Below are 25,037 nucleotides of genomic sequence, written 5' to 3' on the forward strand. Positions count from 1 at the left end.
TTTTCCTTTAGCGGCCCGGGGATTGTTGCCCGTTTGGGGACGGTCTGTTGCCGGGCGGAAGGTAGGTTGCAATCGTGACGGGTGATACGCTGCGAGAGGGGTGCGTCTGTGGTGCGGAGTGCGGCCGAATGCGGCATGACTGGGTGTTTGAAGTGCTAGCGGACCTTGCGGAATACGCGGACAGGAACGGGTTGCCGCGGCTGGCGCAGATCGCCGAAGAAGCCCTGCAGGTGGCGCGGGACGAAATCCGGTCGGGCAGCGGCGGGGGAGATGATCCCGGCCCCGATGACAGCCCGCAGGTGCATTAGCGCGCAACGGGCGACGATGGCCCCTCGCATCCCCGCGAGGGGCGGATTATGGTCAGGGACATGGACCTTGCCCCTTTGACCAATGCCACCCCGGATGCGGGCGGCGCGCTGACCTTTTCCGACGATCAGGCGGAGGCTTATGACCGCGTGGCGGCGGAGCTTTTCGGGCAGGGGATCGACCTGACCGATGGCACGCTGACGCCCCGCGCGGAAGGGGCGGCTTCGGTGCTGGCGGTGGTGGGGAAGGCCGGATCGGGCAAGACGATGCTGCTGGCCAGCCTGACCCGGGCGCTGGTGGCGGCGGGGGTGGAGGTCATCTCGGGCGATTATGAGGGGCGGCGGCGCAAGGATCGGCGCACGCTGGCCATTCTGGCCCCCACCAACAAGGCGGCAAGCGTGCTGCGCCTGCGCGGGGTGCCTGCGACGACGATCCATCGCATCCTCTACACCCCCGTCTATGACCCGGAATATGAGCGCATCGCCGAATGGCTGACCGGGCAGGGTGAGCGGCCCGCGGTCGAGGGGTTGACGGATGTGGCGCTGGACCGGGCCTTTGCCTTTTATCAACAGGTGGCGTCGGTTCCGGGCGCGCTGGCGGCGGCCGGGTTGAAGGGTTCGGACTTCATCAAGGGATGGAAGCGGCGGGAGGAGCCCCTGGATGTGGGGTTCATCGACGAATCCTCGATGCTGGACGAACGCCAGCTGGATGATCTGCGCGAGATCTTTCCCACGCTGGTGCTGTTCGGCGATCCGGCGCAATTGGCGCCGGTGGGCCTGTCGGGCGAGATGGTGTTTGACCGGTTGCCTGCGTCGCGGCGGCTGGTCTTGAACCGCATCCACCGGCAGACGGCGGATAACCCGATCCTCGATCTGGCGCATGCGCTGGGGGATGAGGGGCTGCGGTTCGAGCAGTTCGAGCGGATGGTGGAGGATGCGGCGCGGGCCGATGACCGGGTGGTGCTGGCCGAGCGGGTGGATGCCGATCTGATGGCGCGCTCGCCCGTGCTGGTGTGGCGCAATGCGACGCGGATCCGGCTGATCCATGCCTTCCGGGGGGCGTTCGGCGCGCCGGAGGATGCGCTTTTGCCCGGAGAGCCCCTGATCTGCGATGGGATCGAATTGCCGCTGAAGCATCGCAAGAAGCGGATTGATCTGGAGGCGCGGGGGCTGATCAAGGGGGCGCAGGTGATCTATCTCGGCCCCGGATCGAAGCCGGGCTTTGCCAAGCTGCATGTGGTGGGGGCAGAGGAGCCGCAGGTTTCGGCCGCGTCCATCATCAAGATCGAGAAGCCGGAGGAGGAGCCCTTCATCCCGTCGGCCGCCACGATGGGCGCGGCCTTTCTGCATGGGGCGGCGGTGACGATCCACAAGGCGCAAGGGTCGCAATGGGAGGATGTGCAGGTCTTTGCCCCCGACATCTGGGCCGCCGCGCAGGCGGGGCGGTCAGAGGCGGGGGTGCCCTTGTGGAAGCGGCTGGCCTATGTGGCGATCACGCGGGCGTCGCACCGGCTGTTCTGGGTGACGCGCTACCGGCTGGCGCGGCCGCAGGGGGCGCTGTCGGTGGCCGATCTGCGCAAGGGGCCTGCGGCGCTGGCGCTGAGCGGTGGGGAGTGACCAAATTCCTTCGAAGGAATTTGCAATTTTCTTCGAAGAAAATTGTTTCCGGCGGGCGGGCTGGATAGGCTGCGCCCAAGATCAGGAGGCCCAAGATGCGCTGCGTTTTCGTCCAGTTTCGTTGCACCCCCGGCAAGACCTATGAGGTGGCCGATGCCATCTATGACCGCGAGGTGGTGAGCGAGCTTTACTCCACCAGCGGGGAATATGACCTGATCGCCAAGGTCTATATCCCGGAGGACGCGGATGTGGGGCATTTCCTTTCGCAGCGGCTGTTCGACATTCCCGGGATCGTGCGGACGCTGACGACGATGACGTTCAAGGCGTTCTGACCGGGGCGTTCTGACCGGGGCGTTCTGACCGGGGCGAAGGGCGATTTTCTTGCGAAAAATCAGGGGGGTTGCGCGCCGCCCCTATCGCTGCGCTGCGTGCCCCCCGCGGGGTATTTGGGCCAAGATGAAGGGGCCGGTCAGAGCCAGCGGTCGCGGCCGGTGCCGGTGGCATCGCAGACGTGGGCAAAGCCGTTCCGGGCGGCCAGCGCATCGAGGCCATGGGCGATGCGGGGGATGAGGGAGAGGCCTTCATAGACCATGGCGGTGTAGATCTGCACGGCGGTCGCCCCGGCGCGGATCTTTTCCCAGGCCTGTTCGGGGGTGCTGATGCCGCCCACGCCGATGAGGGGGAGCCTGCCTTGGGTGAGGTGCGACAGGCGGGCGAGGGTGCGGGTCGATTTCTCAAACAGCGGGGCGCCGGAGAGGCCGCCGGTTTCGGTGCGGTGCGGGCTGTGCAGGCCATCGCGCGACAGGGTGGTGTTGGTGGCGATGATGCCGGCGATGCCTGTGGCGAGGGCAACCTCGGCGATTTCCGCGAGGTCGGTTTCGGTGAGGTCGGGGGCGATCTTGAGGAAGACGGGGATCGGGCGGGCGAGGGTGGCGCGGGTTTCCATCACGCCGTGCAGGAGGGCCGTCAGGGCGGCGCGGCCTTGCAGATCGCGGAGTTTTTCGGTGTTGGGCGAGGAGACGTTGACGGTGGCGAAATCCACATGCGGGCCGCAGTGGCGCAGGACGGTGGCGAAATCTGCGGCGCGATCGGCGCTGTCCTTGTTGGCGCCGAGATTGAGGCCTGCGGGAACGGTGGTCGCCTTGCGGGCGGCGAGGCGGGTGGCGATCGCCTCCATCCCGTCATTGTTGAAGCCGAAGCGGTTGATGGCGGCGCGGTCTTCGGTCAGGCGGAAGAGGCGCGGTTTGGGGTTGCCGGGCTGTGGGCGGGGGGTGGCGGCGCCAACCTCGAGAAAGCCGAAGCCTGCGCGGGAGAGGGGAGCCATGGCGGTGGCGTTCTTGTCATAGCCCGCAGCGAGGCCCACGGGATTGGGCAGATCGAGACCGGCCAGCCGGGTGGCGAGGCGGGGCGAGGTGACCGGGCCGGGCAGGGGGGCGAGGCCCGTTTGCAGCGCGCGGAGCGACAGGCCATGCGCCACCTCGGGGTCGAGGCGGTGCAGGAGCGCGAGGGCGGCGCGTTCGAGCAAGCTCACCACAGGCCTTCGGGGAAGATGTGGCCCGTGGCGCCGAGGGGGAGGGATTTGTCCCAGACCACCTCGGACAGGGCGAGTTTGCGGTAGAGGTGGGGAAACAGCGCGCCGCCGCGCGAGGCTTCCCATTTCAGCGCGGGGCCGAGGGTATCGGCGTTGAAGGCCACGAGGACGAGATCGCTTTCGGTGGCGAAATGTCGGGCGGCGGTTTCGGCCACCTGCGCGGCGGTGGAGAAATGGATGAAGCCGTCGGCCAGATCGACGGGGGCGCCGGCGGTTTCGCCGGCGGCGCGGAAGGCATCCCATTCGGGGCGACGGAAGATCTTGTAGATCAGCATGGGCGGTTCATGCACCGGGGGCGGCGCGCGGTCAATGCCTGGCGCCTACGGCGGTGGGGGCCCGGCGCCTTCGGCGATGAGCGCCCGATGCCTTCGGCGGGTGGTCGCGCAGGCGTGAGCGGTTTGCGCAACGGCAGGTTTGACAGCGGGCCGCGCGGCGCGGCAGGCTGCACCCATTCAACCAGCAGAGGAGTATTTTGGCATGAAGGGGATTTTCCTTTCGACGGCGGCTGTGCTTGGCCTGTCTGCCGGGCAGGCGGCGGCGGATTACACGCTGCATGTGTTGCACATCAATGATTTCCACAGCCGGATCGAGCCGATCAACGGATCGGATTCGACCTGTTCGGCCGAGCAGGCGGCAGCGGATGAATGTTTCGGCGGCGTGGCGCGGCTGGCCACCAAGATCAAGGAGATGCGCGACAGCCTGACCGCGGCGGGAGAGAATGTGATTGTTCTGGATGCGGGGGACCAGTTTCAGGGAAGCCTGATGTACACCACCTATAAGGGCGAGGTGGAGGCCGAGTTCATGGAAGGGATCGGCTTTGATGCGATGGCGCTGGGGAACCACGAGTTCGATGATGGCCCCGAGGGGTTGGGCGGGTTTCTGGACAAGGTGACGTTCCCGGTGATTTCCGGCAACCTTGATGTGAGCCAGTCGAATGTGCTGTCAGGCCGCGTCGGCAACCATGTGGTGCTGGAGGTGGGGGGCGAGAGGATCGGCATCGTGTCGGCCCTTGCCATGGACACGCCCGAGACATCGAGCCCCGGCGCCAGCGTGATCTTTCAGGATGACATCGACAGCCTGCGCGCCGATGTGGCCGCGCTGGAGGCGGAAGGGGTGACCAAGATCATCGCGCTGACGCATGTGGGCCTGCCGCGCGATCTGGAGATTGCGGCGGCGGTGCCGGGGCTGGATGCCGTGGTGGGGGGACATTCGCACAGCTACCTGTCGGCCAATGATCCAGCGCGGCAGGGGCCCTATCCGACATGGGTGACGCGGGGCGAGGGGGACCTTGTGCCGGTGGTGCAGGCCTATGCCTATGGCAAGTACCTTGGGCATCTGGAACTGACCTTCGATGATGCGGGGCGGCTGATATACGCGGGCGGGAACACGATCCTGCTGGATGGATCGGTGACGCCGGATGCGGCCATCACGGCGCGGGTGGCGGAACTGGCCGGACCGATCGAGGAATTGAAGACGCGCGTCGTGGCCGAGACGGCAGAGGCCATCGACGGCAGCCGCGAGACCTGCCGCGCCGGGGAATGTGCGATGGGAAATCTGGTGGCCGAGGCGATGCTGGAGCGGGTGGCGGATCAGGGGGTGACCATCGCCATCACCAATGGGGGCGGGTTGCGGGCCAGCATCGACGCGGGGCCGGTGACGATGGGCGAGGTGCTGACGGTGCTGCCGTTCCAGAACACGCTGTCCACCTTCGAGGTGACGGGCGCGGCGCTGGTGGCCGCGCTGGAGAACGGGGTGAGCCAGTATGAAGAGGCGGCGGGCCGTTTCCCGCAGGTGGCGGGGATGCGCTATGCCTTTGATCCGGCGGCCCCGGCAGGGGCGCGGGTGTCGGATGTGGAGGTGCTGGTGGGTGGCGATGCCTGGGCGCCGATTGACCCTGCCACGGTCTACAAGGTGGTGTCGAACAACTATGTCCGCCGGGGCGGGGATGGGTATGCGATGTTCGTGGATGCCGCGAATGCCTATGACTTCGGCCCGGATCTTGCGGATGTGACGGCAGAGTATCTGGCGCGGAACCAGCCCTATCAGCCGTTCACGGATGGGCGCATCACGCGGAAGTAAGGGTTTGGTTCCGGGGCGGCCCTGGTGCGGCCGCCCTGCCTTGGCCGCCCTTTTTCAGGGGCGGCCTTTTCTTCTGGCGGCTAAGGGGTGACACTGCTGGCATGTGTGGACGTTTCACCATCACCCACCCGGACGAGGCGATTGCCCGGCTGTTTGATGCCGTGATCGGCAATGATCTGCCGCAGGTGCCGCGGTTCAATGTCTGCCCCACGACGCAGGTGGCGGTGGTGACATCCGATGGGGGCCTGCGCCGGCTGCGGGCGATGCGGTGGGGGTTCATCCCGGCATGGTACAAGGCGCCCAATGACGGGCCGCTGATCATCAATGCCCGGTCGGATACGGTGGCCACGAAGCCCGCCTTCCGCGAGGCGGTGCGGACCCGGCGCTGTATCGTTCCGGCGAGCGGTTTCTATGAATGGCAGGCGGTCGAGGGGCGCAAATTGCCGTGGTATTTTACCCGGACAGACGGCGCGCCCATGGCCTTTGCCGGGATCTGGCAGCGCTGGCAGGAGATCGACACGGTGGCCATCGTGTCAACCGAGGCGGGGCCGGGGATGCACGGATTGCACCACCGCGAGGCCGTGGTGCTGGAGCGGGCGGACTGGCCCCTGTGGCTGGGCGAGGCGGGGCATGGGGCGGCGGTCTTGATGCGCGCGTCGGAGGCGGGTGTGCTGCAATGCCACCGGGTGGACCCGCGGGTGAACTCGAATCGGGCCGAGGGGCCAGAGCTGATCGAGCGCGTCCCGGGCTGAGCGCGGCGTGCTGGATTTTGGCCTGCGGTTGAACGCCGATGCGCTGCCGGTTGTGGCCTATCCCATGCGGCAGAGCCGGCCGGGCCGGGTGCGCGGGGGCGGTGATCAAGACATGGGCAAAAGCGCAGGAAAGGGCCGGGCGGGCCGCGATTGGCCCGGCCCGGGCCGCATTTGGTTTCGATCCCGAAGTTAAACTAAGTTAAGATGAGCGTGAGGGTCGGAATCGGCGCGCGGCAGGATCGGCACGCCCGCAAAGGCCGATCAGGTTTCGTGATTTCGGCGGGCCGGTGTCTTGGTCGGCACAGGTGCGCGGCGCGTGGCGGAGTAGGCGCTCATGACGATATCCTTTGCCCCGATTGCGAGCCGCGTCTTCCGACGGGTTGTCGGTTATTGCGAGATGGAACAGATCGCCGACCGGATCGTTCGGGTGAGCGGAGCAGAAACCCTTGCCCTTCCAGAGGCGATCTTCCTTGCCGGTCAGTTGGAGCGCGTGAGGGGCACCCATTCGGGCGATGGCAGTGTGGCGGAGGAGGTGCAGGCGACGCTGGCGCGGTTCCTGTCAAACGTCGAGAGTTTCGCCTTTCGGGTGCGCCATGCCGTGGTGGGGCGCGGGCGCGTCAGCACATGGACGGGATATCGTGATCTGTCGCATCACGGTTCCGGGCGGGGTCCGTTGCGGGTGGAAGACAGTATGGAGGAGGCGGCGCTGTGCTCCACCTGGCAGGGGAACGACTTTTTCGCCCATTTCCTGTTCGATGATGCGGCGATCTATCCCCTCGCCTCGCGCTTTGCCCAGCCGTTCTTTTCCGGAGCGCGCGCGCCGCGCACGCCGCATTGCCGGGACTATCTGGCGATGTTTGGCGCCGATCATGCCGAGCGTGAAAATCTGCGGGTCGGGCAGTTGTGGATGTTTCGCGATTTCGCCTTTGGGCCGGACAAGCGCGACCGCCTGCGTCAGATGACCGAACGGGTGCGTTCGGCTGTCACGACAACCGCGCCCACGATGGGGGCGTTTATCCGCAGAGGGACAAGCGGGCAGGTGCGGCGGCTGGAAAACGAGGCGGAGGTGGAGGCGTGGTGCGCCGCGCAGGGCTTTGCCATCGTGGATCCCGAGCGGCAATCGGCGGCCGAGATCTGTGCCGCGCTGAAGGATGTGCCGCTGGTGATCGGGGTCGAGGGCAGCCATTTGGTGCATGCGCTGTTCAGCATGGCGCGGGGGGGGGCGATCCTCTGCATCCAGCCGGCAGACAGGTACAACGTCATCTTCCGCCACCTGTGCGGCGCGATGGATCTGAATTGGGGGTTCGTTGTCGCCGAAGGCACGGTGGATGGGTTCCATCAGGATATCGGGGAATTGAGCGCGACGGTGGATCTGATCGAGGACCGGCTGTCGACCGGGAGGTGGATGTAATGCCCATGAGTCAGGCGCAGAGACCCGATCAGATGGCGGCGGTGGTGCCGTTCAACCGGATCGCGGTGACCGGGCGCGAGATCGCCCTTTTGTCCGAAGTACTGGATGCCCCCGACCGGTTTGCCGGGGGCCTGTATCTGCGCCGCTGTCGGCAGTATTTCGAGGCTGATCTGGGCTGTCCCTGCGCGCTGCTGACGCCGTCGGGAACGGCATCTCTGGAGATGGCGGCGATCCTTCTGGACATCCGCGAAGGGGACGAGGTGATCATGCCGTCGTTCACCTTTGTCTCCACGGCCAATGCCTTTGTGTTGCGGGGCGCGCGGATCGTGTTCGTGGACATCCGGCCCGATACCATGAACATCGACGAGACGCTGATCGAAGCGGCCATGACAGAGCGGACGCGCGCGATCGTCGTGGTGCATTATGCCGGGGTCGCCTGTGACATGGATGCGATCATGGCGCTGGCGGCGCGGCGCGGCGTGGCTGTGGTCGAGGATGCGGCGCAGGGGATGCTGGCGGCGTGGAAGGCGCGGCCCCTGGGCACCTTTGGCGCGGTGGGGGCGTTTTCGTTCCATGAGACGAAGAATTTCAGTGCGGGCGGCGAGGGGGGGCTGACCATCATCAACGACCCCGCCCTGGCCGAGCGGGCCGAGATCATCCGCGAGAAGGGCACGGATCGCAGCCGGTTTCTGCGCGGGCAGGTGGACAAGTATTCCTGGGTCGATCTAGGCAGTTCCTTTGTGATGAACGAGATCAGCGCGGCCTATCTATGGGCGCAGATCGAGGCGCGCGGGCAGATTCAGGCCGAGCGCTTGGCCATCCATGCGGCCTATCGGGACGGTCTGGACGGGTTGATCCGCGAGGGCCGGATCGAGGTGCAGGCGCATCCCGAGGGGACGGCGCACAACGCCCATATGTTCTATATCAAGCTGCGCGATATCGTGGAGCGTGATGCGATGGCGGCGTGGCTGCGGCAGAACGGGATCATCGCGCCGTTCCACTATGTGCCGCTGCATTCGGCGCAAGCCGGGCAAGCCTTCGGGCGGTTCCATGGCGAGGACCGCCACACCACGGCCGAGAGCGAGCGTCTGCTGCGTCTGCCGCTGTTCTTTGGCCTGACCGAGGGGCAGCAGGCGCGGGTGATTGACCGGGTGCAGGCCTTCTGGCAGCAGGGCTGAGGCAGCAGGGCCGGAGCCGTTTGGCTGGGGCCGTTTGGCCGAGGCGGTCAGCCGGGGACGAGGTCGATGGTGCGCAGGATCTCTGTGGCGTCGATGGTGTAGCCGCTCGGCGTCGTCTGGCCCACCACGAAGGCGTAGTGCAGGCCGAGGCCATCGGCATAATCCTTCATCATGTTGTTGAGCCGCGAGGGCGGCAGCAGCATCACCACCGTGCGGCCCGGTTCAAGCGCCAGCATCCCGTGGATCATGCCGCTGCCTTCGACACCGACAATGACCGTGGCCCCGATGCAGCGGGCGGCGATCTGATCGACGGTCAGGTCGCGTGCGTCGATGATGTCGAAGCCCCGGGCGGCGAAGAAGTCTTCGAGCTGCGCTTCGTTTTCCGGGGCGCGCTGGACGCCCCAGCCGCGCCGACGGATGAAGACGCCGTGGCCGCTGCGCAGCGCGGGCAGGCGGCGCACCTGCGCGCCCATCCATCTGAGGCGCGCGGATTTGTGCGCGTTCATGCCGATGTCGTCGAAGATCCAGGCGTTGCGGATGCGCACATCATGGACTGGCCGATGGGACAGGCCGAAGAGTTCGAAGTAGCGGCTGACATGTCCGGCCATGGCAGCGGAGACCTTGCTGTCGATGGCGGCTTCGCCGAAGCCGGGCGCAAGCAACATGCTGGCGCCGCCGTCGATCACGGTATGGCCGAAGAAAACCGTCGCGAATTCGTTCAGAGGCAGGGCAAGGGTGTCGATGTCCTGCGTCAGCCGGACGGTCAGGCGACGCGGTTGATCGCCCCCTTGCCGGTCGATCATCCGCGGGGTGTACAGACGCCCGACTGCGAAGACCGCGTTTGGGATGCGATAGGCCATGGTCGCGCTGTTGGCGACGGGAACGCCACCGAGGCGGACCTGTTCAAGGGCGCGGGTGCTGTGTTCGGCCACCCCGGTGACGCGGTCAAGCTGGCCGTCAAGGTGATAGGCGGGGGGAAAGATCGTGGTTTCACCGGGCGCGATCGTCACCGCCTCGGCAGCCGCGGCGGCTGGGGTCTGGTCAAGGCCAGCGAGTGAGAGAACGGCCTGGATCAGGGGTGTGAGGTTGAACCGTCGGCGTGTCATGGGCGAAAACTCCGTTCACGGGTACGGGAAAACTGGCCTTCTGTAGGATTGGTTAACCACACAGTTTCATGGCGGGGATGTGGCGCGCAAGCAAAGAAAATGGTCTTTGCCACGCATTCTGGATGCGGACAGGCGGGAAGGTCGCGTGGGGCGGCACGGACATGGTTGCATGGGGTGCGGTGGGCGGTTAGAAGGCAGGGGCGCGACGCGGGTATGGTGTAGTGGTAGCGCCTCAGCCTTCCAAGCTGATGGGGCGGGTTCGATTCCCGCTACCCGCTCCAGGTTTCTCTTCATCGACAGGCACTTTCCGCCGGTGGCCGTGCCGCCGGGACACGATCCTGTGACCCTGCGACGGGTTTGGGGTCGAGCGGCGTATACTGCGGACTGGCGATGGAGGGACGGATGCGCAACCTGCTTGATGACGACAAAGACCATGACCACGCCCATCCCGAAGGGTTGCGTGCCGATCTGCCGCGATTGCTGCTGGGGCGGCGGGCCGTCTTGGCGGGGGTCGTCGGGAGCGGGGCCGCGCTGGCGCTGATCGGGCCGCGCGTGCTGGCGCAGGGGGTGGTGACGGGCGCGGCTGCGGATGGCGCGGTCTGCGTGGCCCAACCGGCCGAGATGGCGGGGCCGTTTCCAGCCGATGGCACGAATGTACGCGCGGGGCAGGTGGTGAACATCCTGACCGAGCGCGGGGTGATCCGCGAGGATATCCGCAGCTCGATCGGTGGATTGCGGCCGGTTGCGGCGGGGGTGCCGATGCGGCTGGACCTGCGGCTGGTGGATGTGCGCCGGGGCTGTGCGCCGCTGGAGGGGCATGCGGTCTATCTGTGGCAGTGTGATGCGGCGGGCGTCTATTCGATCTATGGCGCGGCCGACCGGACCTATCTGCGCGGGGTGGCCATCAGCGATTCCGGGGGGCGGGTGCGGATGCTGACCGTGGTGCCGGGCACTTATCCGGGGCGCTGGCCGCATCTGCATTTCGAGGTTTTTGCCAGTGCCGCTGCGGCGGTGGATGGGGCGGCGGCGCTGTTGACGGGGCAGTTTGCGATGCCGGAAGAGGCCTGCCGCGTGGCCTATCGTGCAGACCCGGCCTATGCGGCCAGCCGGGCGGCGCTGGATGGGGTGCGGCTTGACCGGGACGGCATCTTTCGCAACGGGACGGCGGCGGAGCGGGCGGCGCAAATGCTGCGCCTCACAGGGGATGCGTCGGGCTTTGTCGCCACGGGCGAGGTGGGGCTGGTGGTCTGATCCTTGCGGGGGGGGGGGCGAACCCGCGCCGCTTGGTGCGGCACGGAACCGCCCACCCTACGGGAAAGAGCGGGTTGGCGATAGCAGGTGTGGAAGAGGACTGGGCGGCGCTGGTGCCGGAACGGCTGGTGATCGATCTGGCACGTGTGCGGGCCTTCTGGTGCGACAATCGCGGCTTTGCCGTCCGCTGCGCGTGGCGGGAGGGATGGGTTTGTTTACCTGGAACTGAGTGGGGCGCAGGTGATGCCGGAGGAGATCGGGAAAGAGGCTGCGGTGACCGGGTCGATGGCGGCCCCGTTCGGACGCGGGATCAACGTGCAGATCGAGGTGGCGGCGGTGGTGCCGTTCCGGGCGCTGCAGGAGGCATGGTATCGCGAGGGCGAAGTCGAGCATGGGCAGGGCCGGCTTCTGGTGCAGGACCCGGACGGCTATCTGTTGCGCTGCGTCGAGGTGCTGGGGACGCGAGACGCGCGGTAGGGCGGAATTGAGCCCGCTGCCCTGCTTACCCCTTCTCGGCGGAGCCGCCGAGATTGTCCTGCTGCGGCATCCCCAGCACATGATAGCCGCCATCGACATGGACGACCTCGCCCGTGGTGAAGGCGCCGTATTCGGAGGCGAGCCAGACAGCGGTGCCGCCCACCGCCTCTAGCGTGGCGTTGGAGCGGAGGGGGGCGTTCGCCTCGGTATGTCGATAGGTCGCACGGGCGCCGCCGATGGCGGCCCCGGCCAGCGTTTTCATCGGGCCCGGCGAGACGGCGTTGACGCGGATCTTCTGGGGGCCGAGGTCATTGGCGAGATAGCGGACAGAGCTTTCCAGCGCGGCCTTGGCCACGCCCATCACGTTGTAATTGGGGGTGACGCGGTTCGACCCGCCATAGGTGAGGGTGATCAGCGTGCCGCCATCGGGCATCAGTTCCGCCGCGCGGCGCGAGACGTCGATGAAGCTGTAGCAGGAGATGGCAAGCGAGTTGGTGAAGTTGCCGCGCGTGGTGTTGATGAAGCGGCCTGTGAGTTCGTTCTTGTCGGAATAGGCGATGGCGTGGACGAGGAAATCCATCGTCCCCCAACGGTCTTTCAGCGCGGCAAAGCAGGTGTCGAGCGAGGCGTCATCGGTCACATCGACATCGACCATGAAATCCGATCCGACCGATGCGGCGAGCGGCTGAAGCCGTTTTCCGAACGCCTCACCCTGATAGGAGAAGGCAAGCTCTGCCCCTTCGGCGGCCATGGCGCGGGCGATGCCCCAGGCGATCGAGCGTTCATTGGCAACGCCCATGACGAGGCCGCGCTTGCCCTTCATCAGTTCTGCCATGTCCCTGTCCCCTTTTCCGACGCTGCCCGGTTCGCCCGTGGTCAGCCGAGATACTTGCTCATCACCAAGGTGGCGTTGGTGCCGCCGAAGCCGAAGCTGTTGGAGAGCACGGAATCGATCGTCACGCCGTCGCGCATCGTGGTGACGATCTCAGACGGATCGAGCGCGGGGTCGAGGGTGGTGACGTTGGCCGAAGCCGCGATGAAATTGCCGTTCATCATGAGGAGGGAATAGATCGCCTCATGCACGCCGGTTGCGCCGAGGCTGTGGCCGGTCAGCGATTTGGTCGAGGCGACGGGCGGCGTGGAGCCACGCCCGAAGACGCGGCGGATCGCCTCCATCTCGGTCACGTCACCGACGGGGGTGCTGGTGCCGTGGGAGTTGATGTAGTCGATGCGGCGGCCCTGCGGCAGGGTGGAGAGCGCGAGCCGCATGGAGCGTTCGCCGCCTTCGCCGGAGGGGGCGACCATATCATGGCCGTCGGAGGTGGCGCCGTAGCCGGTGACTTCGGCATAGATCTTGGCGCCGCGGGCGAGGGCGTGGTTGAGTTCCTCCAGCACGACAACCCCGCCGCCACCGGCGATGACGAAGCCGTCGCGGGTGGCGTCGTAGGTGCGCGAGGCAGTTTCGGGGGCGTCGTTGTATTTGCTGCTCATGGCGCCCATGGCATCGAAGAGGCAGGACAGCGTCCAATCCAGTTCCTCGCCCCCGCCGGCGAAGACAATGTCCTGCTTGCCCCATTGGATGAGTTCCGCGCCATTGCCGATGCAATGGGCGGAGGTGGAGCAGGCGGAGGTGATGGAGTAGTTGACGCCCTTGATCTTGAAGGGCGTGGCAAGGCAGGCCGAAGTGGTCGATGACATGCCCTTGGTCACGCCGAAGGGGCCGATCCGTTTGGGGCTGCCGGTTTCGCGGACGATGTTATGGGCCTTGAAGAAGCTTTTGGTCGAGGGGCCGCCGGAGCCCACGATGATGCCGGTGCGTTCGTTGGAGATGTCATGCGCCTCGAGGCCCGAATCCTTGATCGCCTGATCCATGGCGATGAAGTTGTAGGCGGCGCCATCGCCCATGAAGCGCAGATCGCGCTTGTCGATATGGTCTTCCAGCACGATGTTGGGCTGGCCGTGGACCTGGGAGCGGAAGCCGCGTTCGGCATATTCGGGGGCGAAGACGATGCCGGACTTGCCGGCGCGGAGGGAGGCTTCCACCTCGGCGGCGGTATTGCCGATGGGCGAGACGATGCCGATCCCGGTGATGACGACGCGGCGCATGGGGCCTCCCGTATCCTTAGAGCTTTGGATTGTCCTTAAGGGACGGGGGGGAAAGGGGCAAGGGGATTGGGGTTTCGGACGTGGAGCTTGGGATGGAGCGGGTGACAGGCGGCTGTCTGTGCGGGGCGGTGCGGGTGGTGGCGGAAGGGGCGCCGCTGCGGGTGGGGCTGTGCCACTGCATGGATTGCCGCAAGCACCATGGCGCGCTGTTCCATGCCAGCGCGATCTTCCCCGAGGGGCGGGTGACGGTGACGGGTGAGGTGCGGGAGTGGCGGGGACGGTTCTTCTGCCCGGTTTGCGGATCATCCGTTCTCTCGCGCAGCCCGGGCGAGGTAGAGGTCCATCTGGGTGCGCTGGATGAGGTGGGCCGTTTCACGCCGACCTATGAGCTGTGGACGGTGCGGCGGGAAGGATGGCTGCCCGGCTTTTCAGGGATGGTGGGGTATCCGGGGGATCGGGACGGGTAGGATGGGCGCAGGCGCCCATCCTACGGAAGTGATCTGGCGGGGCCTGGTTTGCAGATTATCGGTTCTCTCGCGCAGCAGGGCCGAGGTGGGGGTCGATCTGGGTGTGCTGGATGAGGTGGCCCGTTTCATGCCGACCTAAGAGCTGTGGACGGTGCGGCGGGGACGGTGGCTGTCCGTTTTTCAGGTGTGGTGGGATGTCCGGGGGATTGGGCGGGGTAGGATGGGCGCTGGCGCCCATCCTACGGGGGTGATCTCCGTTGTGGCGTTTTGGCCGTGCGATCAGCTCGCGTCACGGAGGAGCTTTTGCAGCTCTTCCGTCAGATCGGCCACGCGGGCGGCGCGGGTGGTGGTCTCATCGGCGATGCGGCCCACCTCGCCCGCGACGACGGCGAAGCCGGCCCCGGCCTGACCGGCGCGGGCCGCCTCGATCCGGGCATTGATCGCAAGGATGCGCAACTCGCGCAGCACGCTGAGGACGGGTTTGGTTTCCTGCATCAGGGTGCGGCAGTGGTTGGCGATCTGCTGGGTGCGCGTGCCACGGGCGGCTTCGTCCTGCTTGCGGGCTTCGTTGTCCAGCACGATGCCTTCGAGGAATTCCAGATTGCCGAGACTGTCAAAGACGCCGCCGCCCACCTCATGCACCCAGCGGGTGGAACCGTCGGGCCGGACGAGGCGGTAATCCACGGTCCAGTTCTCGCGCCGTTCAAGGGCGCCATCCACAGCGGCGAAGACGGCATCGGAATCGTCGGGGTGGCAGAGGCCGGAATAGGAGCGTTGGGGTTGTGTGAGGAAATCATCGGTCGGGTAGCCGGTCAGTTCGAGAACCGCGCCTTCCATCAGCAGCATGGAATAGTCGCGGTCATTGCGGCAGCGATAGACGAAGCCGTTCGTGCGATGCACGATGCTGCCGATCACCGCGCGTCCATCAAAGATTGCGCCGTCCATGCTTTCTCCATTCCGTTTCCTGCGAACGCCACGGGCCCGGCAGGGGCTGCCGACAGGGCGCATGTTGGAAGTGAACGGTTGGGAAAGTCTTAAGTTTACAGAGAGATCGCCCCTTGGGCCGGGGTTGCGAGGAAAAACCGAAAGCGGTGTTTTTGGCGCGCGCAGATCTGGGCTGGGGTGCGGCGCGTTGTCGGGGCTGGGGTGTTTCTGACGCGGGCGGGGGGCGGTCTTGCGCTCAGGCCTCGGAAAGGGCGACCTTCATGTCCTTGACGACATAGATCACCTCGCCATCCGCCTCGACGATGCCGTCGGCCACGCCCATGGTCAGGCGGCGGGTCTGGATGGCCTTGGTGAAATCGACCTTGTAGGTCAGCATCTTGCGGTCGGGGCGGACCATGCCTGTGAGTTTCACCTCGCCCACCCCCAGCGCATAGCCGCGCCCCTGCCAGCCACGCCAGCCCAGGTTGAAGCCGGTGAGTTGCCACAGGCCATCGAGGCCGAGGCAGCCGGGCATGATCGGGTTGCCGGGGAAGTGGCAGGAGAAGAACCACAGGTCGGGCGTGATGTCGAATTCGGCCACCACATGCCCCTTGCCATGCAGGCCGCCATCTTCCGAGATGTCGGTGATGCGGTCCATCATCAGCATGGGCGGTTCGGGAAGCTGGGCATTGCCGGGGCCAAACAACTCTCCCCGCGCGCATTTCAGAAGGGCGTCGCGGTCGAAGCGGGTCGGATAGGCGGCCATGCGCAGGGTTCCCCGTGTTCTTTTTCGGTTGCGGGGTTCCGTGTAGCACCGCCGTGGAAGCGGTGGCAAGGGTCGCGCCGGGGGGGCGATGGGCGTTTTCGTTTGTAATTCCCCCGTGGCAGGCCTTATATACCTGATCGAAAGCATGGGATTTGCAGGGATCGCGCATGGTGCGGACGGCACAGGAGCGGGGGACGGAGTGGCTGGCGCGGGGCGGATTGCGCCCGACGCGGCAGCGGCTGGCCTTGGCCGCGCTTCTGGTGGGCGATGGCGAGGATCGGCATGTGACGGCGGAAAGCCTGTTCGCGCTGGCCGATCAGGCGGGCGAGAAGGTGTCGCTGGCCACCGTCTACAATACCTTGCGCGCCTTCTGCGAAGCGGGGCTGATGAACGAGGTCGTGGTCGATGGCTCGAAGAGCTATTTCGACACCCGCATGGATGACCACCCGCATTTCTACTGGGAAGACACCGCCATGCTGAGCGATGCGCCCGCCGAGACGCTGCGGATCGAGGGTCTGCCCGAGGCGCCCGAGGGGATGCAGGTGGCGCGGGTGGATGTGGTGATCCGGCTGAAGCGGGCCTGACAGGATGCGGCGGGGTGAACCCCGCCTTAACAAGGCAAACGGCCCGCCAATGGCGGGCCGTTGTCGTGAGGGGCGGTGAGCTTCGGCCGATTACTTCGGCACGAGGACCGCGTTGACGACATGGATCACGCCGTTCGACTGGTTCACATCGGCGATGGTGACCTGCGAGGCGTTGCCGCTTTCGTCGATCAGATAGAGGTTGCGGCCCTTGACCTGCGCCGACAGCGCGTCGCCCGACACCGTCTGCATGTGGTAGAAGCCATCGGCCGAGTTGCGGGCGCGGCGCATGATTTCCTCGCCCGACAGTTTGCCGGCGACGACATGGGCGGTCAGCACCTTGGTCAGCATCGCCTTGTTTTCCGGCATCAGCAGCGTGTCGACCGTGCCAGCGGGCAGGGCGGCGAAGGCATCGTTCACGGGGGCAAAGACGGTGAAGGGGCCGGGGGATTGCAGGGTTTCCACCAGACCGGCGGCCTGCACGGCGGCGACGAGGGTGGTGTGATCCTTGGAGTTCACGGCGTTTTCGACGATGTTCTTGTCGGCGAACATGGGTGCGCCGCCCACCATCGGGTTGTCCTGTGCCATGGCGGGCAGGGCGAGAAGGGTGGTCAGGGCAAGGGTGCGCAGGGTTGTCTTGAGCATCGTATCCTCCGTGTCAGGGCGGAACCGTTCCGCCTGTGACCGAAGGAACGCGGCGCGTTCAGAAAAGTTTCAGCCGCGCCCGAAAGGCCGGATCGCGCGTGCGGGCGCCCGGTCTGGCCGGGGATGGAGGGGGGTGCGGGGGGAGGGCGGTGCCCTCCCCCCGCCTGCCTAGAAGTGGAAGGCGTCGGTCACATGGCGCTTGCCTAGCGTCAGGGCGTCGGCCACGTGGACCATGGGGGCGAGGTCCACCTCGGATTGCCCGGCGCGGACGAGGTCGGCCATGCGGGCGTAGAGTTTGGGGTATTCGCCCATGATCGTCTGTTCGCCTGCGACTTCGCGACTGGCCACCTCAAAGCGGTTGCCGCCGAAGCGCAGGGCGCAGGGGCCGTGATCGGTGTCGATCTCGATATCCCAGGTCTGGGGGCCTTCCTGCCGCCAGTCGAAATCGGCGGTGATGTTGCCGCTGAAGTGCAGGCGGGCGGCGATCGGCGTGTCGCGGTTGGCGGGGAATTCGAGGTCTGCCGCCGTGACATGGACGGGCGCGGGCAGGATTTCCGTCAGGATCGACAGGGCGTTGATGCCGGGGTCGAAGACGCCCATCCCGCCCGGTTCGAACACCCAATCCTGACCGGGATGCCATTTGCGCACATCCTCGCGCCAGGTGATACGGGCGCGGGTGACGGTCTTGCCCTTGAGCCAGTCTTTCGCGGGGGCGACAGCCTCGGCCATGCGGGAATGCCATGTGGCATAAAGGCTGACGCCCTGTTCGGCGGCCAGGCGTTCGAGGGCGTGCACCTCGGCCAGCGTTTGCCCCGGGGGTTTTTCCAGCATGACATGGCGGCCAGCCTTCAGCGCCAGTTCCGCATAGGGGTAGCGGGGCTGGGGCGGCAGGCAGAGAGAGATAGTGCCGATGTCGGGCCGTTCGGCCAGCATCGTGGCGAAATCGGTATAGGCGGGGATGCCGTCCACGCTGCCCGACCGGCTGACCGTGGCCGACAATTCCCAATCGGGCGAGGCGGCAAGCGCCGGGACATGCTGATCGACGGCGATCTTGCCGATGCCCACGAGCGCCAGTTTCATCTTCGCCATCAGTGCGAATCCTTGCCCACCGGCGCGCCGCGGCAGCCGCGCAGGAAATCGAGATCGGCGCCCTTGTCGGCCCCCATCACATGCTTGTGGTGGAGCATGGCATAGCCTGAGTCGGGCGGCGTCACGCGGGGCGTCCAGGCGGCAAGGCGGCGGGCGAGTTCCTCGTCGCTGATATCGAGATGCAGGCGGCGATTGGGAACGTCCAACTCGATCATGTCGCCGTTCTGCACGACGGCAAGCGGGCCGCCGGCGGCGGCTTCGGGTGAGGTGTGCAGGACCACGGTGCCGTAGGCGGTGCCGGACATGCGGGCATCCGAGATGCGGACCATGTCGGTGATGCCCTTCTTCAACACCTTGGGCGGCAGGCCCATATTGCCCACCTCGGCCATGCCGGGATAGCCCTTGGGACCGCAGTTCTTCATCACCATGATGCAGGTCTCATCAATGTCGAGATCCGGGTCGTTGATCTTGGCCTTGTAGTCGTCGATATCCTCGAACACGACGGCCCGGCCGCGATGTGTCATCAGGGCGGGGGTGGCTGCGGACGGCTTGAGCACCGCGCCATTGGGGGCGAGGTTGCCCTTGACCACAACTACGCCGCCCGATTGGGTCAGCGCGCGTTCCACCGGCAGGATCACGTCTTCGTTGTGGTTGACCACATCCTTGACCTGATCCCAGGCGGTTTCGCCGGAAACGGTCAGCGCGTCCTTGTTCAGAAGCCCCGCTTCGCCCAGACGTTTCAGGACGACGGGCAGGCCGCCTGCGTAGAAGAATTCCTCCATCAGGTATTTGCCCGACGGCATCAGGTTCACGATGGTGGGGACGTCACGACCGAGGCGGTCCCAGTCATCGAGCGTCAGATCGATGCCGACGCGGCCTGCGATGGCGAGAAGGTGGATGACGGCATTGGTGGACCCGCCGATGGCTGCATTGGTGCGGATGGCGTTTTCGAACGCCGCGCGCGTCATGATGTCGGAGGGTTTCAGATCATCCTTCACCATCTGCACGATGCGGCGGCCCGACATCTGCGCCATGACGCGGCGGCGGCTGTCCACCGCCGGGATGGCGGCATTGCCCGAGAGGGCCATGCCCAGCGCCTCGGCCATGGAGGCCATCGTGCTGGCGGTGCCCATCGTGTTGCAGGAGCCTGCGGAGCGGGACATGGATGCCTCGGCCTCGGCAAACTCAGCCGGGGACATTTCGCCTGCCTTCACGGCCTCGGAGAATTTCCAGAGGTGGGTTCCGGAACCCACGCGTTCGCCCCGGAAGTAGCCGTTCAGCATCGGCCCGCCGGTGACGACGATCGAGGGCAGGTCGGTGGAGGCGGCGGCCATCAGGAGGGAGGGGGTGGTCTTGTCGCAGCCCACCAGAAGGACGCAGCCATCCATCGGCTGACCGCGCATCTGTTCTTCGATCGACATGGCGGCGATGTTGCGGAACATCATCGCGGTGGGGCGGAAGGCAGATTCCGAGACGGAGAAGACCGGCACCTCGACCGGGAAACCGCCTGCCTCGTAGATGCCGTTCTTCACCTTTTCCGCCAGCGCGTTGAGATGCGCGTTGCAGGGGTTCAGTTCCGACCATGTGTTGAGGATGCCGATGACCGGCCGGCCATCAAACAGGTCATGCGGGAAGCCCTGATTCTTCATCCAGCCGCGGTGATAGATGTTGTCGCGGCTGGAACCGCCGAACCATTCCTGCGAGCGCAGTTTGCGGGGCCATTTGGCGGGTTTGAAGGTCATTTGATCCTCAGAGGGTGTGAACGGCAAAAGTGGGGGCCTGCGGCGCTGCGGCGCGGGCGAGCGGGTTTTTCAGGGGCAGGCCGAAGGGGGTGGCCTCGATCTCAAAGACATCGCCGGGGCGGGTGGTGATGCCGTCGGCGAAGGAGAGGGTGGCCGTGCCGAACATATGCACATGCACATCGCCGGGGTGGCGGAAGAGGCCGTATTTGAAATGGTGGTGTTCGAGGTTCGCCATCGTGTGGGACATGTTCGCCTCGCCCGACAGGAAGGGCTTTTCCCAGATCACTGCGCCGTCGCGGCGGATGCGCGAGGTGCCCTGGATGTCGGCGGGCAGGTCGCCCACGAGGATTTCAGGGCCAAAGGAGGCCTCGCGCAATTTGGAATGGGCCAGCCAGAGGTAGTTGACCCGTTCGGTGACGTGGTCGGAAAATTCGTTCGCCAAGGCCCAGCCGAGGCGGCAGGGGGTGCCGTCGGGGGCGATGATGTAGATGCCGGCAAGTTCGGGTTCTTCGCCCCCGTCTTCGGCGAAGGGGGGCATGGTCAGGGGCTGGCCCGGGGCGACGGCGGTGGTGCCGTTGCCTTTATAGAACCATTCGGGCTGCACGCCGGGGGTGCCGGGGGCGGGGCGGCCGCCCTCCAGCCCCATGCGGAACATCTTCATGCTGTCGGTCAGGGTTTCCGCGCCCTCCAGCTTGGCATGCATCGCGTCGCGGGCGGACGCGCTGCCCAGATGGGTGAGGCCGGTGCCGGTGAGCAGCATATGCGCCGGGTCGGGATGGGTGATGGGCAGGGTCACGCGGCCTTCGGCCAGAAGCGAGGGCAGATCCACCGCCTCGCCCAGCCCGCGTTCGGCGATGATCGCGGCGACGGGGCGGCGGGTGGTCGCCGCCTCGAGCGCGAGGTCATAGGTGGAGGCGGTGCCGCGCAGGATGGCGGCTTCGGACCCCGCGCGGACCACGACGGCGAGGGTGCCGTCGGGGCGGGTGATCTGCGACAGGAGCATGGGGGGCCTCACTTGTTCTTGTTGTAGACGTCGAAGATGACGGCGGCGAGGAGGACGAGGCCCTTGATGACCTGCTGGTAGTCGATCCCGATGCCCATGATGGACATGCCGTTGTTCATCACCCCCATGATGAGGGCGCCGACGACGACGCCGATAATCTTGCCCGAGCCGCCGGTCATCGAGGCCCCGCCGATGAAGACGGCGGCGATCACATCGAGTTCGAACCCCACGCCCGCCTTGGGGGTGGAGGAGTTCAGGCGCGCCGCGACGATCATGCCCGCCAGCGCGGCAAGGACGCCCATGTTGCAGAAGGTGAGGAACACCAGACGGTCGGTGTTGATGCCTGACAGGCGGGCGGCTTTCTCGTTCCCGCCGAGGGCATAGATGCGGCGGCCCGTGGTCGTGCTTTCGGTGAAGAAGGCATAGAGCACGGTCAGGACCGAGAGCACCACCACCACATTGGGCAGGCCCCGGAAGGAGGCAAGCTTGTAGCCCACGAACAGGAGCGCGGCGGTGATGACGAAGTTGCGGATGGTGAAGACGATCATCGGTTCCGGCGTGATGCCGAATTGCTGATCGCGCGCGCGGGCGCGCAGGCCCAGCCAGAGGATTGCCACGGCGGCCAGCGCCACAAGGGCGAGCGCGGTCATGTTCGGGCGGTCCACCCCGAAGGCATCGGGGATGAAGCCCGTGGAGAGCGACTGGAACGAACGGGGGAAGGGGCCGACGTTCTGGCCGTTCAAGAGCCAGAGCGTCAGGCCGCGGAACACCAGCATGCCCGCCAGCGTGACGATGAAGGAAGGGATGCGCCAATAGGCGACCCAGTAGCCCTGCGCCGCCCCGATGCACAGACCCACGAAGAGGCAGGTCGGCACCACGGCCCAGACGGGCCAGCCCATGTTGACGGTGAGCACCGCCGCCACCGCCCCGGTGAAGCCCACGACCGAGCCGACCGACAGGTCGATATGGCCCGCGACGATCACGAGCAGCATCCCCAGCGCCATGATGATGACATAGGAGTTCTGCAGGAACAGGTTGGTGATGTTCTGGGCCGAGAGGAAATCCACCCCTTGGGTCACGCGCACCATCACGGTGAAGAAGATCACGATGGCGACCAGCGCCAGGATCATCCCGTTTTCCCGCAGGTGCCCGCCGAGATGCGCGCCGATGCCCTTGCCGCCTGCGCCTGCCGTCTGTTCCGCCATCACGCCACCTCCGCCTTGCCGTCATTCTTCAGGATGAGGGACATGATGCGTTCCTGGCTGGCCTCGGCCCGCGACAGTTCGCCCACGATGCGCCCCTCGTTCATCACATAGATCCGGTCGCACATGCCCAGGAGTTCGGGCATTTCGCTGCTGATCATCACCACGCCGCGCCCTTGGGCGGCGAGTTCGTTCATGATCGTGTAAATTTCGAATTTCGCGCCGACGTCGATGCCGCGCGTGGGTTCGTCGAGGATCAGGACCTGCGGATCGGCGAAAAGCCATTTCGACAGGACGACCTTCTGCTGGTTGCCGCCCGACAGGTTGACCACCTTTTGGAACACGGACGGCGTGCGGATCGACATGGCGCGGCGGTATTCCTCGGCCACCTGCTGTTCGCGGCCACGCGACAGCACGCCGCGCGTGGCGACGCCTGCAAGGTTCGCCAGCGTGATGTTCTTGACGATGGGTTCATCAAGGACGAGGCCCAGATGTTTGCGATCCTCGGTCACATAGGCGAGGCCGGCGGCGATGGCCTTTGTCACGGAGGAGGTATCCACCACCTTGCCGCCCATCTTCACGGTGCCGGAGATGTCGCGGCCATAGGCATGGCCGAAGATGGACATGGCAAGTTCGGTCCGGCCCGCGCCCATCAGGCCCGCGATGCCGACGATTTCGCCCTTGCGGACGGTGAAGCCCGCGTCGCGGATCATCTGGCGGCCCTGCTGTTCGGGGTGCCAGACGTTCCAGCCCGACACTTCCATCAGAACCTCGCCGGGGCGGGAATCGCGGTCGGGGTAGCGGTTGGCCATGTCGCGGCCGACCATGTCGCGGATGATGCGTTCCTCGCTGATTTCGGATTTGGCGAGGGTGGAGACGGTGGCGCCGTCGCGGATGATGGTGATGCGGTCGGCCACGCGGCCGATTTCGTTCAGCTTGTGGCTGATGATGATCTGGGTCACGCCCTGCGCCTTCAACTCCAGCATCAGGTCGAGAAGTTTCTGGCTGTCGTTCTCCTGCAGCGCGGCGGTGGGTTCGTCGAGGATCAGGAGGCGCACATCCTTGGCCAGCGCCTTGGCGATCTCGATCAGTTGCTGCTTGCCGACGCCCAGTTTGCCCACCTGCGTGGTGGGCGGTTCGTTGAGGCCCACCTTCTTCAGAAGGGTTTCGGTTTTCTGGAACGCCTTGGGCCAGTTAATGATGCCCTTGGCGGCCACCTCATTGCCGAGAAAGAGGTTCTCGGCGATCGACAGGAGCGGCACGAGCGCCAGTTCCTGATGGATGATGATGATGCCCTTGGCTTCGCTGTCGCGGATGCCGCGATTGGCAAGCAGCGCACCGTCATAGAAAATGTCGCCCTCATAGGAGCCGTGCGCATAGACGCCCGACAGCACCTTCATCAGGGTGGATTTGCCAGCGCCGTTTTCGCCGCAGATGGCGTGGATTTCGCCCGCCTCGACGGTGAGGTTCACATGGTCCAGCGCGCGGACCCCGGGGAAGACCTTGCTGATCCCCCGCATCTCCAGAAGCGTTGCCATGGCGGTCCCCCGGTTGAAAAAGGCCCGCCCGGCCGCGAAGGCAGGGCGGGCCGATGCTGGTGCGATTACTTCAGCTGATCGGCGGTGTAGTAGCCCGAACCGACGAGGACTTCCTCATAGTTCGTGACATCGACCGAGACCGGCTCCAGCAGGTAGGAGGGGACGACCTTCACGCCGTTGTCATAGGTGCTGGTGTCGTTGATCTCGGGCTCGGCGCCCGACAGGATCGCATCCACCATCTTGACGGTCACGCCCGCCAGCGCGCGGGTGTCCTTGAAGATGGTCGAATACTGTTCGCCCGCGATCATCGACTTGACCGACGGCACTTCCGCATCCTGACCGGTGACGATGGGCATGGCCAGATCGCCCGAGCCATAGCCAACGCCCTTGAGCGAGGAGAGGATGCCGATCGACAGCCCGTCATAGGGCGAGAGCGCGCCATGCAGCTGTTTGTCGCCGTAGTTGGCGGACAGCAGGTTGTCCATCCGGGCCTGCGCCACCGCGCCATCCCAGCGCAGGGTGCCCACCACATCCATGCCCATCTGGCCCGACGGGATGACGATATCGCCCGCGTCGATCAGCGGCTGCAGCACGCTCATCGCGCCGTTGTAGAAGAAGAAGGCGTTGTTGTCGTCGGGGCTGCCGCCGAACAGTTCCACATTCCACGGCTTCTGGTCGGGGAAGCGTTCGTTCAGGCCCTTGACCAGCGATTCCGCCTGCTGGACGCCCACCTTGAAGTTGTCGAAGGTGGCGTAATAGTCCACCGCGCCGCTGTCACGGATCAAGCGGTCATAGGCGATGACCTTGATGCCGGCCGCGGCGGCGTTTTCCAGCGCGTTCGACAGGGTGGTGCCGTCGATCGCCGCGATGACCAGCACGTTGACGCCCTTGGTGATCATGTTCTCGACCTGCGCGAGCTGGGTCGGGATGTCGTCTTCGGCATATTGCAGATCGGTGGCGTAGCCTGCGGCGGTGAACTGCTCCACCATCGAGTTGCCGTCCGAAATCCAGCGCGCCGAGGATTGCGTGGGCATGGCGATGCCGACGGTGCCTTTGTCTTGCGCAAAGCTGGGGGCGCCGATCAGCGATGCGGCGGTGGCGAGCGCGAGAAGCGCCCTTCTGGAAAGTTGCATGGTGTCCTCCCTCGCCGTGATTCGCCACGGCACGTTTCGGCCTTGTTGGCGGGCCTGTCTGCCCCCAACGCCGT

The 25,037-nt window shown here is 66.1% G+C and carries 25 protein-coding genes and 1 tRNA gene; 12 read left to right on the forward strand and 14 right to left on the reverse strand.

The window, feature by feature from the left end; genetic code table 11:
• Positions 1 to 128: 128 nt before the first annotated feature.
• From GU920_RS09655 to GU920_RS09665, 3 genes are all read left to right on the forward strand, one after another.
• Positions 129 to 308 carry a hypothetical protein gene (locus tag GU920_RS09655; protein ID WP_161766820.1) on the forward strand — a complete coding sequence of 60 codons (180 nt, stop codon included), beginning with the start codon at positions 129 to 131 and terminating at the stop codon, positions 306 to 308.
• A 60-nt stretch (positions 309 to 368) separates the two neighbouring features.
• Positions 369 to 1,922, forward strand: coding sequence for an ATP-dependent DNA helicase (locus GU920_RS09660; RefSeq protein WP_161766821.1), 1,554 nt, complete (start codon positions 369 to 371; stop codon positions 1,920 to 1,922).
• Between the two features lie 95 nt (positions 1,923 to 2,017).
• Positions 2,018 to 2,254, forward strand: a complete 237-nt coding sequence (locus GU920_RS09665) for an Lrp/AsnC ligand binding domain-containing protein (protein ID WP_161766822.1) — start codon at positions 2,018 to 2,020, stop codon at positions 2,252 to 2,254.
• A 137-nt stretch (positions 2,255 to 2,391) separates the two neighbouring features.
• On the opposite strand, the gene GU920_RS09670 is transcribed toward GU920_RS09665, so the two are convergent.
• Positions 2,392 to 3,453: a quinone-dependent dihydroorotate dehydrogenase gene (locus tag GU920_RS09670; RefSeq protein WP_161766823.1), complete on the reverse strand. Its 1,062-nt coding sequence runs from the start codon at positions 3,451 to 3,453 to the stop codon at positions 2,392 to 2,394.
• Positions 3,450 to 3,788: a DUF952 domain-containing protein gene (locus GU920_RS09675; RefSeq protein ID WP_161766824.1), complete on the reverse strand. Its 339-nt coding sequence runs from the start codon at positions 3,786 to 3,788 to the stop codon at positions 3,450 to 3,452. The genes GU920_RS09670 and GU920_RS09675 overlap by 4 nt, the downstream gene beginning before the upstream one ends.
• Before the next feature lie 202 nt (positions 3,789 to 3,990).
• On the opposite strand from GU920_RS09675, the gene GU920_RS09680 reads away from it, so the two are divergent.
• The 4 genes from GU920_RS09680 (at position 3,991) to rffA (ending at position 8,933) form a co-directional block, all read left to right on the forward strand.
• Positions 3,991 to 5,592: a bifunctional metallophosphatase/5'-nucleotidase gene (locus tag GU920_RS09680; RefSeq protein WP_161766825.1), complete on the forward strand. Its 1,602-nt coding sequence runs from the start codon at positions 3,991 to 3,993 to the stop codon at positions 5,590 to 5,592.
• 101 nt (positions 5,593 to 5,693) lie between these two features.
• Positions 5,694 to 6,344: an SOS response-associated peptidase gene (locus GU920_RS09685; RefSeq protein WP_161766826.1), complete on the forward strand. Its 651-nt coding sequence runs from the start codon at positions 5,694 to 5,696 to the stop codon at positions 6,342 to 6,344.
• A gap of 334 nt (positions 6,345 to 6,678) precedes the next feature.
• A complete protein-coding gene (locus GU920_RS09690; protein ID WP_161766827.1) occupies positions 6,679 to 7,755 on the forward strand; it encodes a glycosyltransferase 61 family protein in 1,077 nt (358 codons plus the stop codon).
• A complete protein-coding gene (gene rffA, locus GU920_RS09695; protein ID WP_235933206.1) occupies positions 7,755 to 8,933 on the forward strand; it encodes a dTDP-4-amino-4,6-dideoxygalactose transaminase in 1,179 nt (392 codons plus the stop codon). The genes GU920_RS09690 and rffA overlap by 1 nt, the downstream gene beginning before the upstream one ends.
• Positions 8,934 to 8,980: 47 nt before the next feature.
• Here rffA and GU920_RS09700 read toward each other — a convergent pair whose 3' ends face one another.
• Entirely contained in the window at positions 8,981 to 10,039 is a 1,059-nt protein-coding gene (locus GU920_RS09700; RefSeq protein WP_161766828.1) for a glycosyltransferase 61 family protein, read from the reverse strand.
• Positions 10,040 to 10,246: 207 nt separating this feature from the next.
• Between GU920_RS09700 and GU920_RS09705 the strand changes: the two genes are divergently transcribed.
• The 3 genes from GU920_RS09705 (at position 10,247) to GU920_RS19320 (ending at position 11,767) form a co-directional block, all read left to right on the forward strand.
• Positions 10,247 to 10,320, forward strand: a tRNA-Gly gene (locus GU920_RS09705).
• A gap of 121 nt (positions 10,321 to 10,441) precedes the next feature.
• Positions 10,442 to 11,290 (forward strand): dioxygenase family protein, encoded by an 849-nt coding sequence (locus GU920_RS09710; protein ID WP_161766829.1) that lies wholly within the window; start codon positions 10,442 to 10,444, stop codon positions 11,288 to 11,290.
• 243 nt (positions 11,291 to 11,533) lie between these two features.
• Entirely contained in the window at positions 11,534 to 11,767 is a 234-nt protein-coding gene (locus GU920_RS19320) for a hypothetical protein (RefSeq protein ID WP_201744078.1), read from the forward strand.
• A 25-nt stretch (positions 11,768 to 11,792) separates the two neighbouring features.
• Here GU920_RS19320 and GU920_RS09720 read toward each other — a convergent pair whose 3' ends face one another.
• Together GU920_RS09720 and fabB are read right to left on the reverse strand one after the other, a co-directional pair.
• Positions 11,793 to 12,602 (reverse strand): enoyl-ACP reductase FabI, encoded by an 810-nt coding sequence (locus GU920_RS09720; RefSeq protein ID WP_161766830.1) that lies wholly within the window; start codon positions 12,600 to 12,602, stop codon positions 11,793 to 11,795.
• A gap of 41 nt (positions 12,603 to 12,643) precedes the next feature.
• A complete protein-coding gene (gene fabB, locus GU920_RS09725) occupies positions 12,644 to 13,873 on the reverse strand; it encodes a beta-ketoacyl-ACP synthase I (protein WP_161766831.1) in 1,230 nt (409 codons plus the stop codon).
• 92 nt (positions 13,874 to 13,965) lie between these two features.
• On the opposite strand from fabB, the gene GU920_RS09730 reads away from it, so the two are divergent.
• Positions 13,966 to 14,340: a GFA family protein gene (locus GU920_RS09730; protein ID WP_161766832.1), complete on the forward strand. Its 375-nt coding sequence runs from the start codon at positions 13,966 to 13,968 to the stop codon at positions 14,338 to 14,340.
• A gap of 279 nt (positions 14,341 to 14,619) precedes the next feature.
• Here the strand turns inward: GU920_RS09730 and GU920_RS19820 are convergent, their stop codons facing one another.
• Positions 14,620 to 15,285 (reverse strand): PAS domain-containing hybrid sensor histidine kinase/response regulator, encoded by a 666-nt coding sequence (locus tag GU920_RS19820; protein WP_161766833.1) that lies wholly within the window; start codon positions 15,283 to 15,285, stop codon positions 14,620 to 14,622.
• 235 nt (positions 15,286 to 15,520) lie between these two features.
• Positions 15,521 to 16,030 carry a bifunctional 3-hydroxydecanoyl-ACP dehydratase/trans-2-decenoyl-ACP isomerase gene (fabA, locus tag GU920_RS09740; protein WP_161766834.1) on the reverse strand — a complete coding sequence of 170 codons (510 nt, stop codon included), beginning with the start codon at positions 16,028 to 16,030 and terminating at the stop codon, positions 15,521 to 15,523.
• Between the two features lie 167 nt (positions 16,031 to 16,197).
• Between fabA and irrA the strand changes: the two genes are divergently transcribed.
• Positions 16,198 to 16,614 carry an iron response transcriptional regulator IrrA gene (gene irrA / locus GU920_RS09745; RefSeq protein WP_161766835.1) on the forward strand — a complete coding sequence of 139 codons (417 nt, stop codon included), beginning with the start codon at positions 16,198 to 16,200 and terminating at the stop codon, positions 16,612 to 16,614.
• Between the two features lie 90 nt (positions 16,615 to 16,704).
• Here irrA and GU920_RS09750 read toward each other — a convergent pair whose 3' ends face one another.
• From GU920_RS09750 to chvE, 7 genes are all read right to left on the reverse strand, one after another.
• Complete coding sequence (locus GU920_RS09750) at positions 16,705 to 17,256, reverse strand: fasciclin domain-containing protein (protein ID WP_161766836.1); 552 nt, start codon at positions 17,254 to 17,256, stop codon at positions 16,705 to 16,707.
• Between the two features lie 168 nt (positions 17,257 to 17,424).
• Positions 17,425 to 18,336, reverse strand: a complete 912-nt coding sequence (locus GU920_RS09755) for a Gfo/Idh/MocA family protein (RefSeq protein ID WP_161767339.1) — start codon at positions 18,334 to 18,336, stop codon at positions 17,425 to 17,427.
• A gap of 8 nt (positions 18,337 to 18,344) precedes the next feature.
• Positions 18,345 to 20,087 (reverse strand): L-arabinonate dehydratase, encoded by a 1,743-nt coding sequence (araD, locus tag GU920_RS09760; RefSeq protein WP_161766837.1) that lies wholly within the window; start codon positions 20,085 to 20,087, stop codon positions 18,345 to 18,347.
• A 7-nt stretch (positions 20,088 to 20,094) separates the two neighbouring features.
• Entirely contained in the window at positions 20,095 to 21,090 is a 996-nt protein-coding gene (gene araD1, locus GU920_RS09765; protein WP_161766838.1) for an AraD1 family protein, read from the reverse strand.
• Positions 21,091 to 21,098: 8 nt separating this feature from the next.
• On the reverse strand, positions 21,099 to 22,295 hold the full coding sequence (gene mmsB / locus GU920_RS09770) for a multiple monosaccharide ABC transporter permease (RefSeq protein WP_161766839.1): 1,197 nt from the start codon (positions 22,293 to 22,295) through the stop codon (positions 21,099 to 21,101).
• Positions 22,295 to 23,830, reverse strand: coding sequence for a multiple monosaccharide ABC transporter ATP-binding protein (mmsA, locus tag GU920_RS09775; RefSeq protein ID WP_161766840.1), 1,536 nt, complete (start codon positions 23,828 to 23,830; stop codon positions 22,295 to 22,297). Before mmsA ends, mmsB begins: the two co-directional genes overlap by 1 nt.
• Positions 23,831 to 23,895: 65 nt before the next feature.
• Positions 23,896 to 24,963 (reverse strand): multiple monosaccharide ABC transporter substrate-binding protein, encoded by a 1,068-nt coding sequence (gene chvE / locus GU920_RS09780; protein WP_161766841.1) that lies wholly within the window; start codon positions 24,961 to 24,963, stop codon positions 23,896 to 23,898.
• Positions 24,964 to 25,037 lie beyond the last annotated feature (74 nt).

The sequence above is a fragment of the Paragemmobacter ruber genome (genome assembly GCF_009908315.1).
Classification (GTDB): Bacteria; Pseudomonadota; Alphaproteobacteria; order Rhodobacterales; family Rhodobacteraceae; genus Paragemmobacter; species Paragemmobacter ruber.

What these genes read in the sequence shown, in the direction of transcription:
- GU920_RS09655 (WP_161766820.1), top strand. Translation starts at nt 129, where the DNA reads ATGCGGCATGACTGGGTGTTTGAAGTGCTAGCGGACCTTGCGGAATAC.
- GU920_RS09660 (WP_161766821.1), top strand. Translation starts at nt 369, where the DNA reads ATGGACCTTGCCCCTTTGACCAATGCCACCCCGGATGCGGGCGGCGCG.
- GU920_RS09665 (WP_161766822.1), top strand. Translation starts at nt 2,018, where the DNA reads ATGCGCTGCGTTTTCGTCCAGTTTCGTTGCACCCCCGGCAAGACCTAT.
- GU920_RS09675 (WP_161766824.1), bottom strand. Translation starts at nt 3,788, where the DNA reads ATGCTGATCTACAAGATCTTCCGTCGCCCCGAATGGGATGCCTTCCGC.
- GU920_RS09680 (WP_161766825.1), top strand. Translation starts at nt 3,991, where the DNA reads ATGAAGGGGATTTTCCTTTCGACGGCGGCTGTGCTTGGCCTGTCTGCC.
- GU920_RS09685 (WP_161766826.1), top strand. Translation starts at nt 5,694, where the DNA reads ATGTGTGGACGTTTCACCATCACCCACCCGGACGAGGCGATTGCCCGG.
- GU920_RS09690 (WP_161766827.1), top strand. Translation starts at nt 6,679, where the DNA reads ATGACGATATCCTTTGCCCCGATTGCGAGCCGCGTCTTCCGACGGGTT.
- rffA (WP_235933206.1), top strand. Translation starts at nt 7,755, where the DNA reads ATGCCCATGAGTCAGGCGCAGAGACCCGATCAGATGGCGGCGGTGGTG.
- GU920_RS09700 (WP_161766828.1), bottom strand. Translation starts at nt 10,039, where the DNA reads ATGACACGCCGACGGTTCAACCTCACACCCCTGATCCAGGCCGTTCTC.
- GU920_RS09710 (WP_161766829.1), top strand. Translation starts at nt 10,442, where the DNA reads ATGCGCAACCTGCTTGATGACGACAAAGACCATGACCACGCCCATCCC.
- GU920_RS19320 (WP_201744078.1), top strand. Translation starts at nt 11,534, where the DNA reads ATGCCGGAGGAGATCGGGAAAGAGGCTGCGGTGACCGGGTCGATGGCG.
- GU920_RS09720 (WP_161766830.1), bottom strand. Translation starts at nt 12,602, where the DNA reads ATGGCAGAACTGATGAAGGGCAAGCGCGGCCTCGTCATGGGCGTTGCC.
- fabB (WP_161766831.1), bottom strand. Translation starts at nt 13,873, where the DNA reads ATGCGCCGCGTCGTCATCACCGGGATCGGCATCGTCTCGCCCATCGGC.
- GU920_RS09730 (WP_161766832.1), top strand. Translation starts at nt 13,966, where the DNA reads ATGGAGCGGGTGACAGGCGGCTGTCTGTGCGGGGCGGTGCGGGTGGTG.
- GU920_RS19820 (WP_161766833.1), bottom strand. Translation starts at nt 15,285, where the DNA reads ATGGACGGCGCAATCTTTGATGGACGCGCGGTGATCGGCAGCATCGTG.
- fabA (WP_161766834.1), bottom strand. Translation starts at nt 16,030, where the DNA reads ATGGCCGCCTATCCGACCCGCTTCGACCGCGACGCCCTTCTGAAATGC.
- irrA (WP_161766835.1), top strand. Translation starts at nt 16,198, where the DNA reads ATGGTGCGGACGGCACAGGAGCGGGGGACGGAGTGGCTGGCGCGGGGC.
- GU920_RS09750 (WP_161766836.1), bottom strand. Translation starts at nt 17,256, where the DNA reads ATGCTCAAGACAACCCTGCGCACCCTTGCCCTGACCACCCTTCTCGCC.
- GU920_RS09755 (WP_161767339.1), bottom strand. Translation starts at nt 18,336, where the DNA reads ATGAAACTGGCGCTCGTGGGCATCGGCAAGATCGCCGTCGATCAGCAT.
- araD (WP_161766837.1), bottom strand. Translation starts at nt 20,087, where the DNA reads ATGACCTTCAAACCCGCCAAATGGCCCCGCAAACTGCGCTCGCAGGAA.
- araD1 (WP_161766838.1), bottom strand. Translation starts at nt 21,090, where the DNA reads ATGCTCCTGTCGCAGATCACCCGCCCCGACGGCACCCTCGCCGTCGTG.
- mmsB (WP_161766839.1), bottom strand. Translation starts at nt 22,295, where the DNA reads ATGGCGGAACAGACGGCAGGCGCAGGCGGCAAGGGCATCGGCGCGCAT.
- mmsA (WP_161766840.1), bottom strand. Translation starts at nt 23,830, where the DNA reads ATGGCAACGCTTCTGGAGATGCGGGGGATCAGCAAGGTCTTCCCCGGG.
- chvE (WP_161766841.1), bottom strand. Translation starts at nt 24,963, where the DNA reads ATGCAACTTTCCAGAAGGGCGCTTCTCGCGCTCGCCACCGCCGCATCG.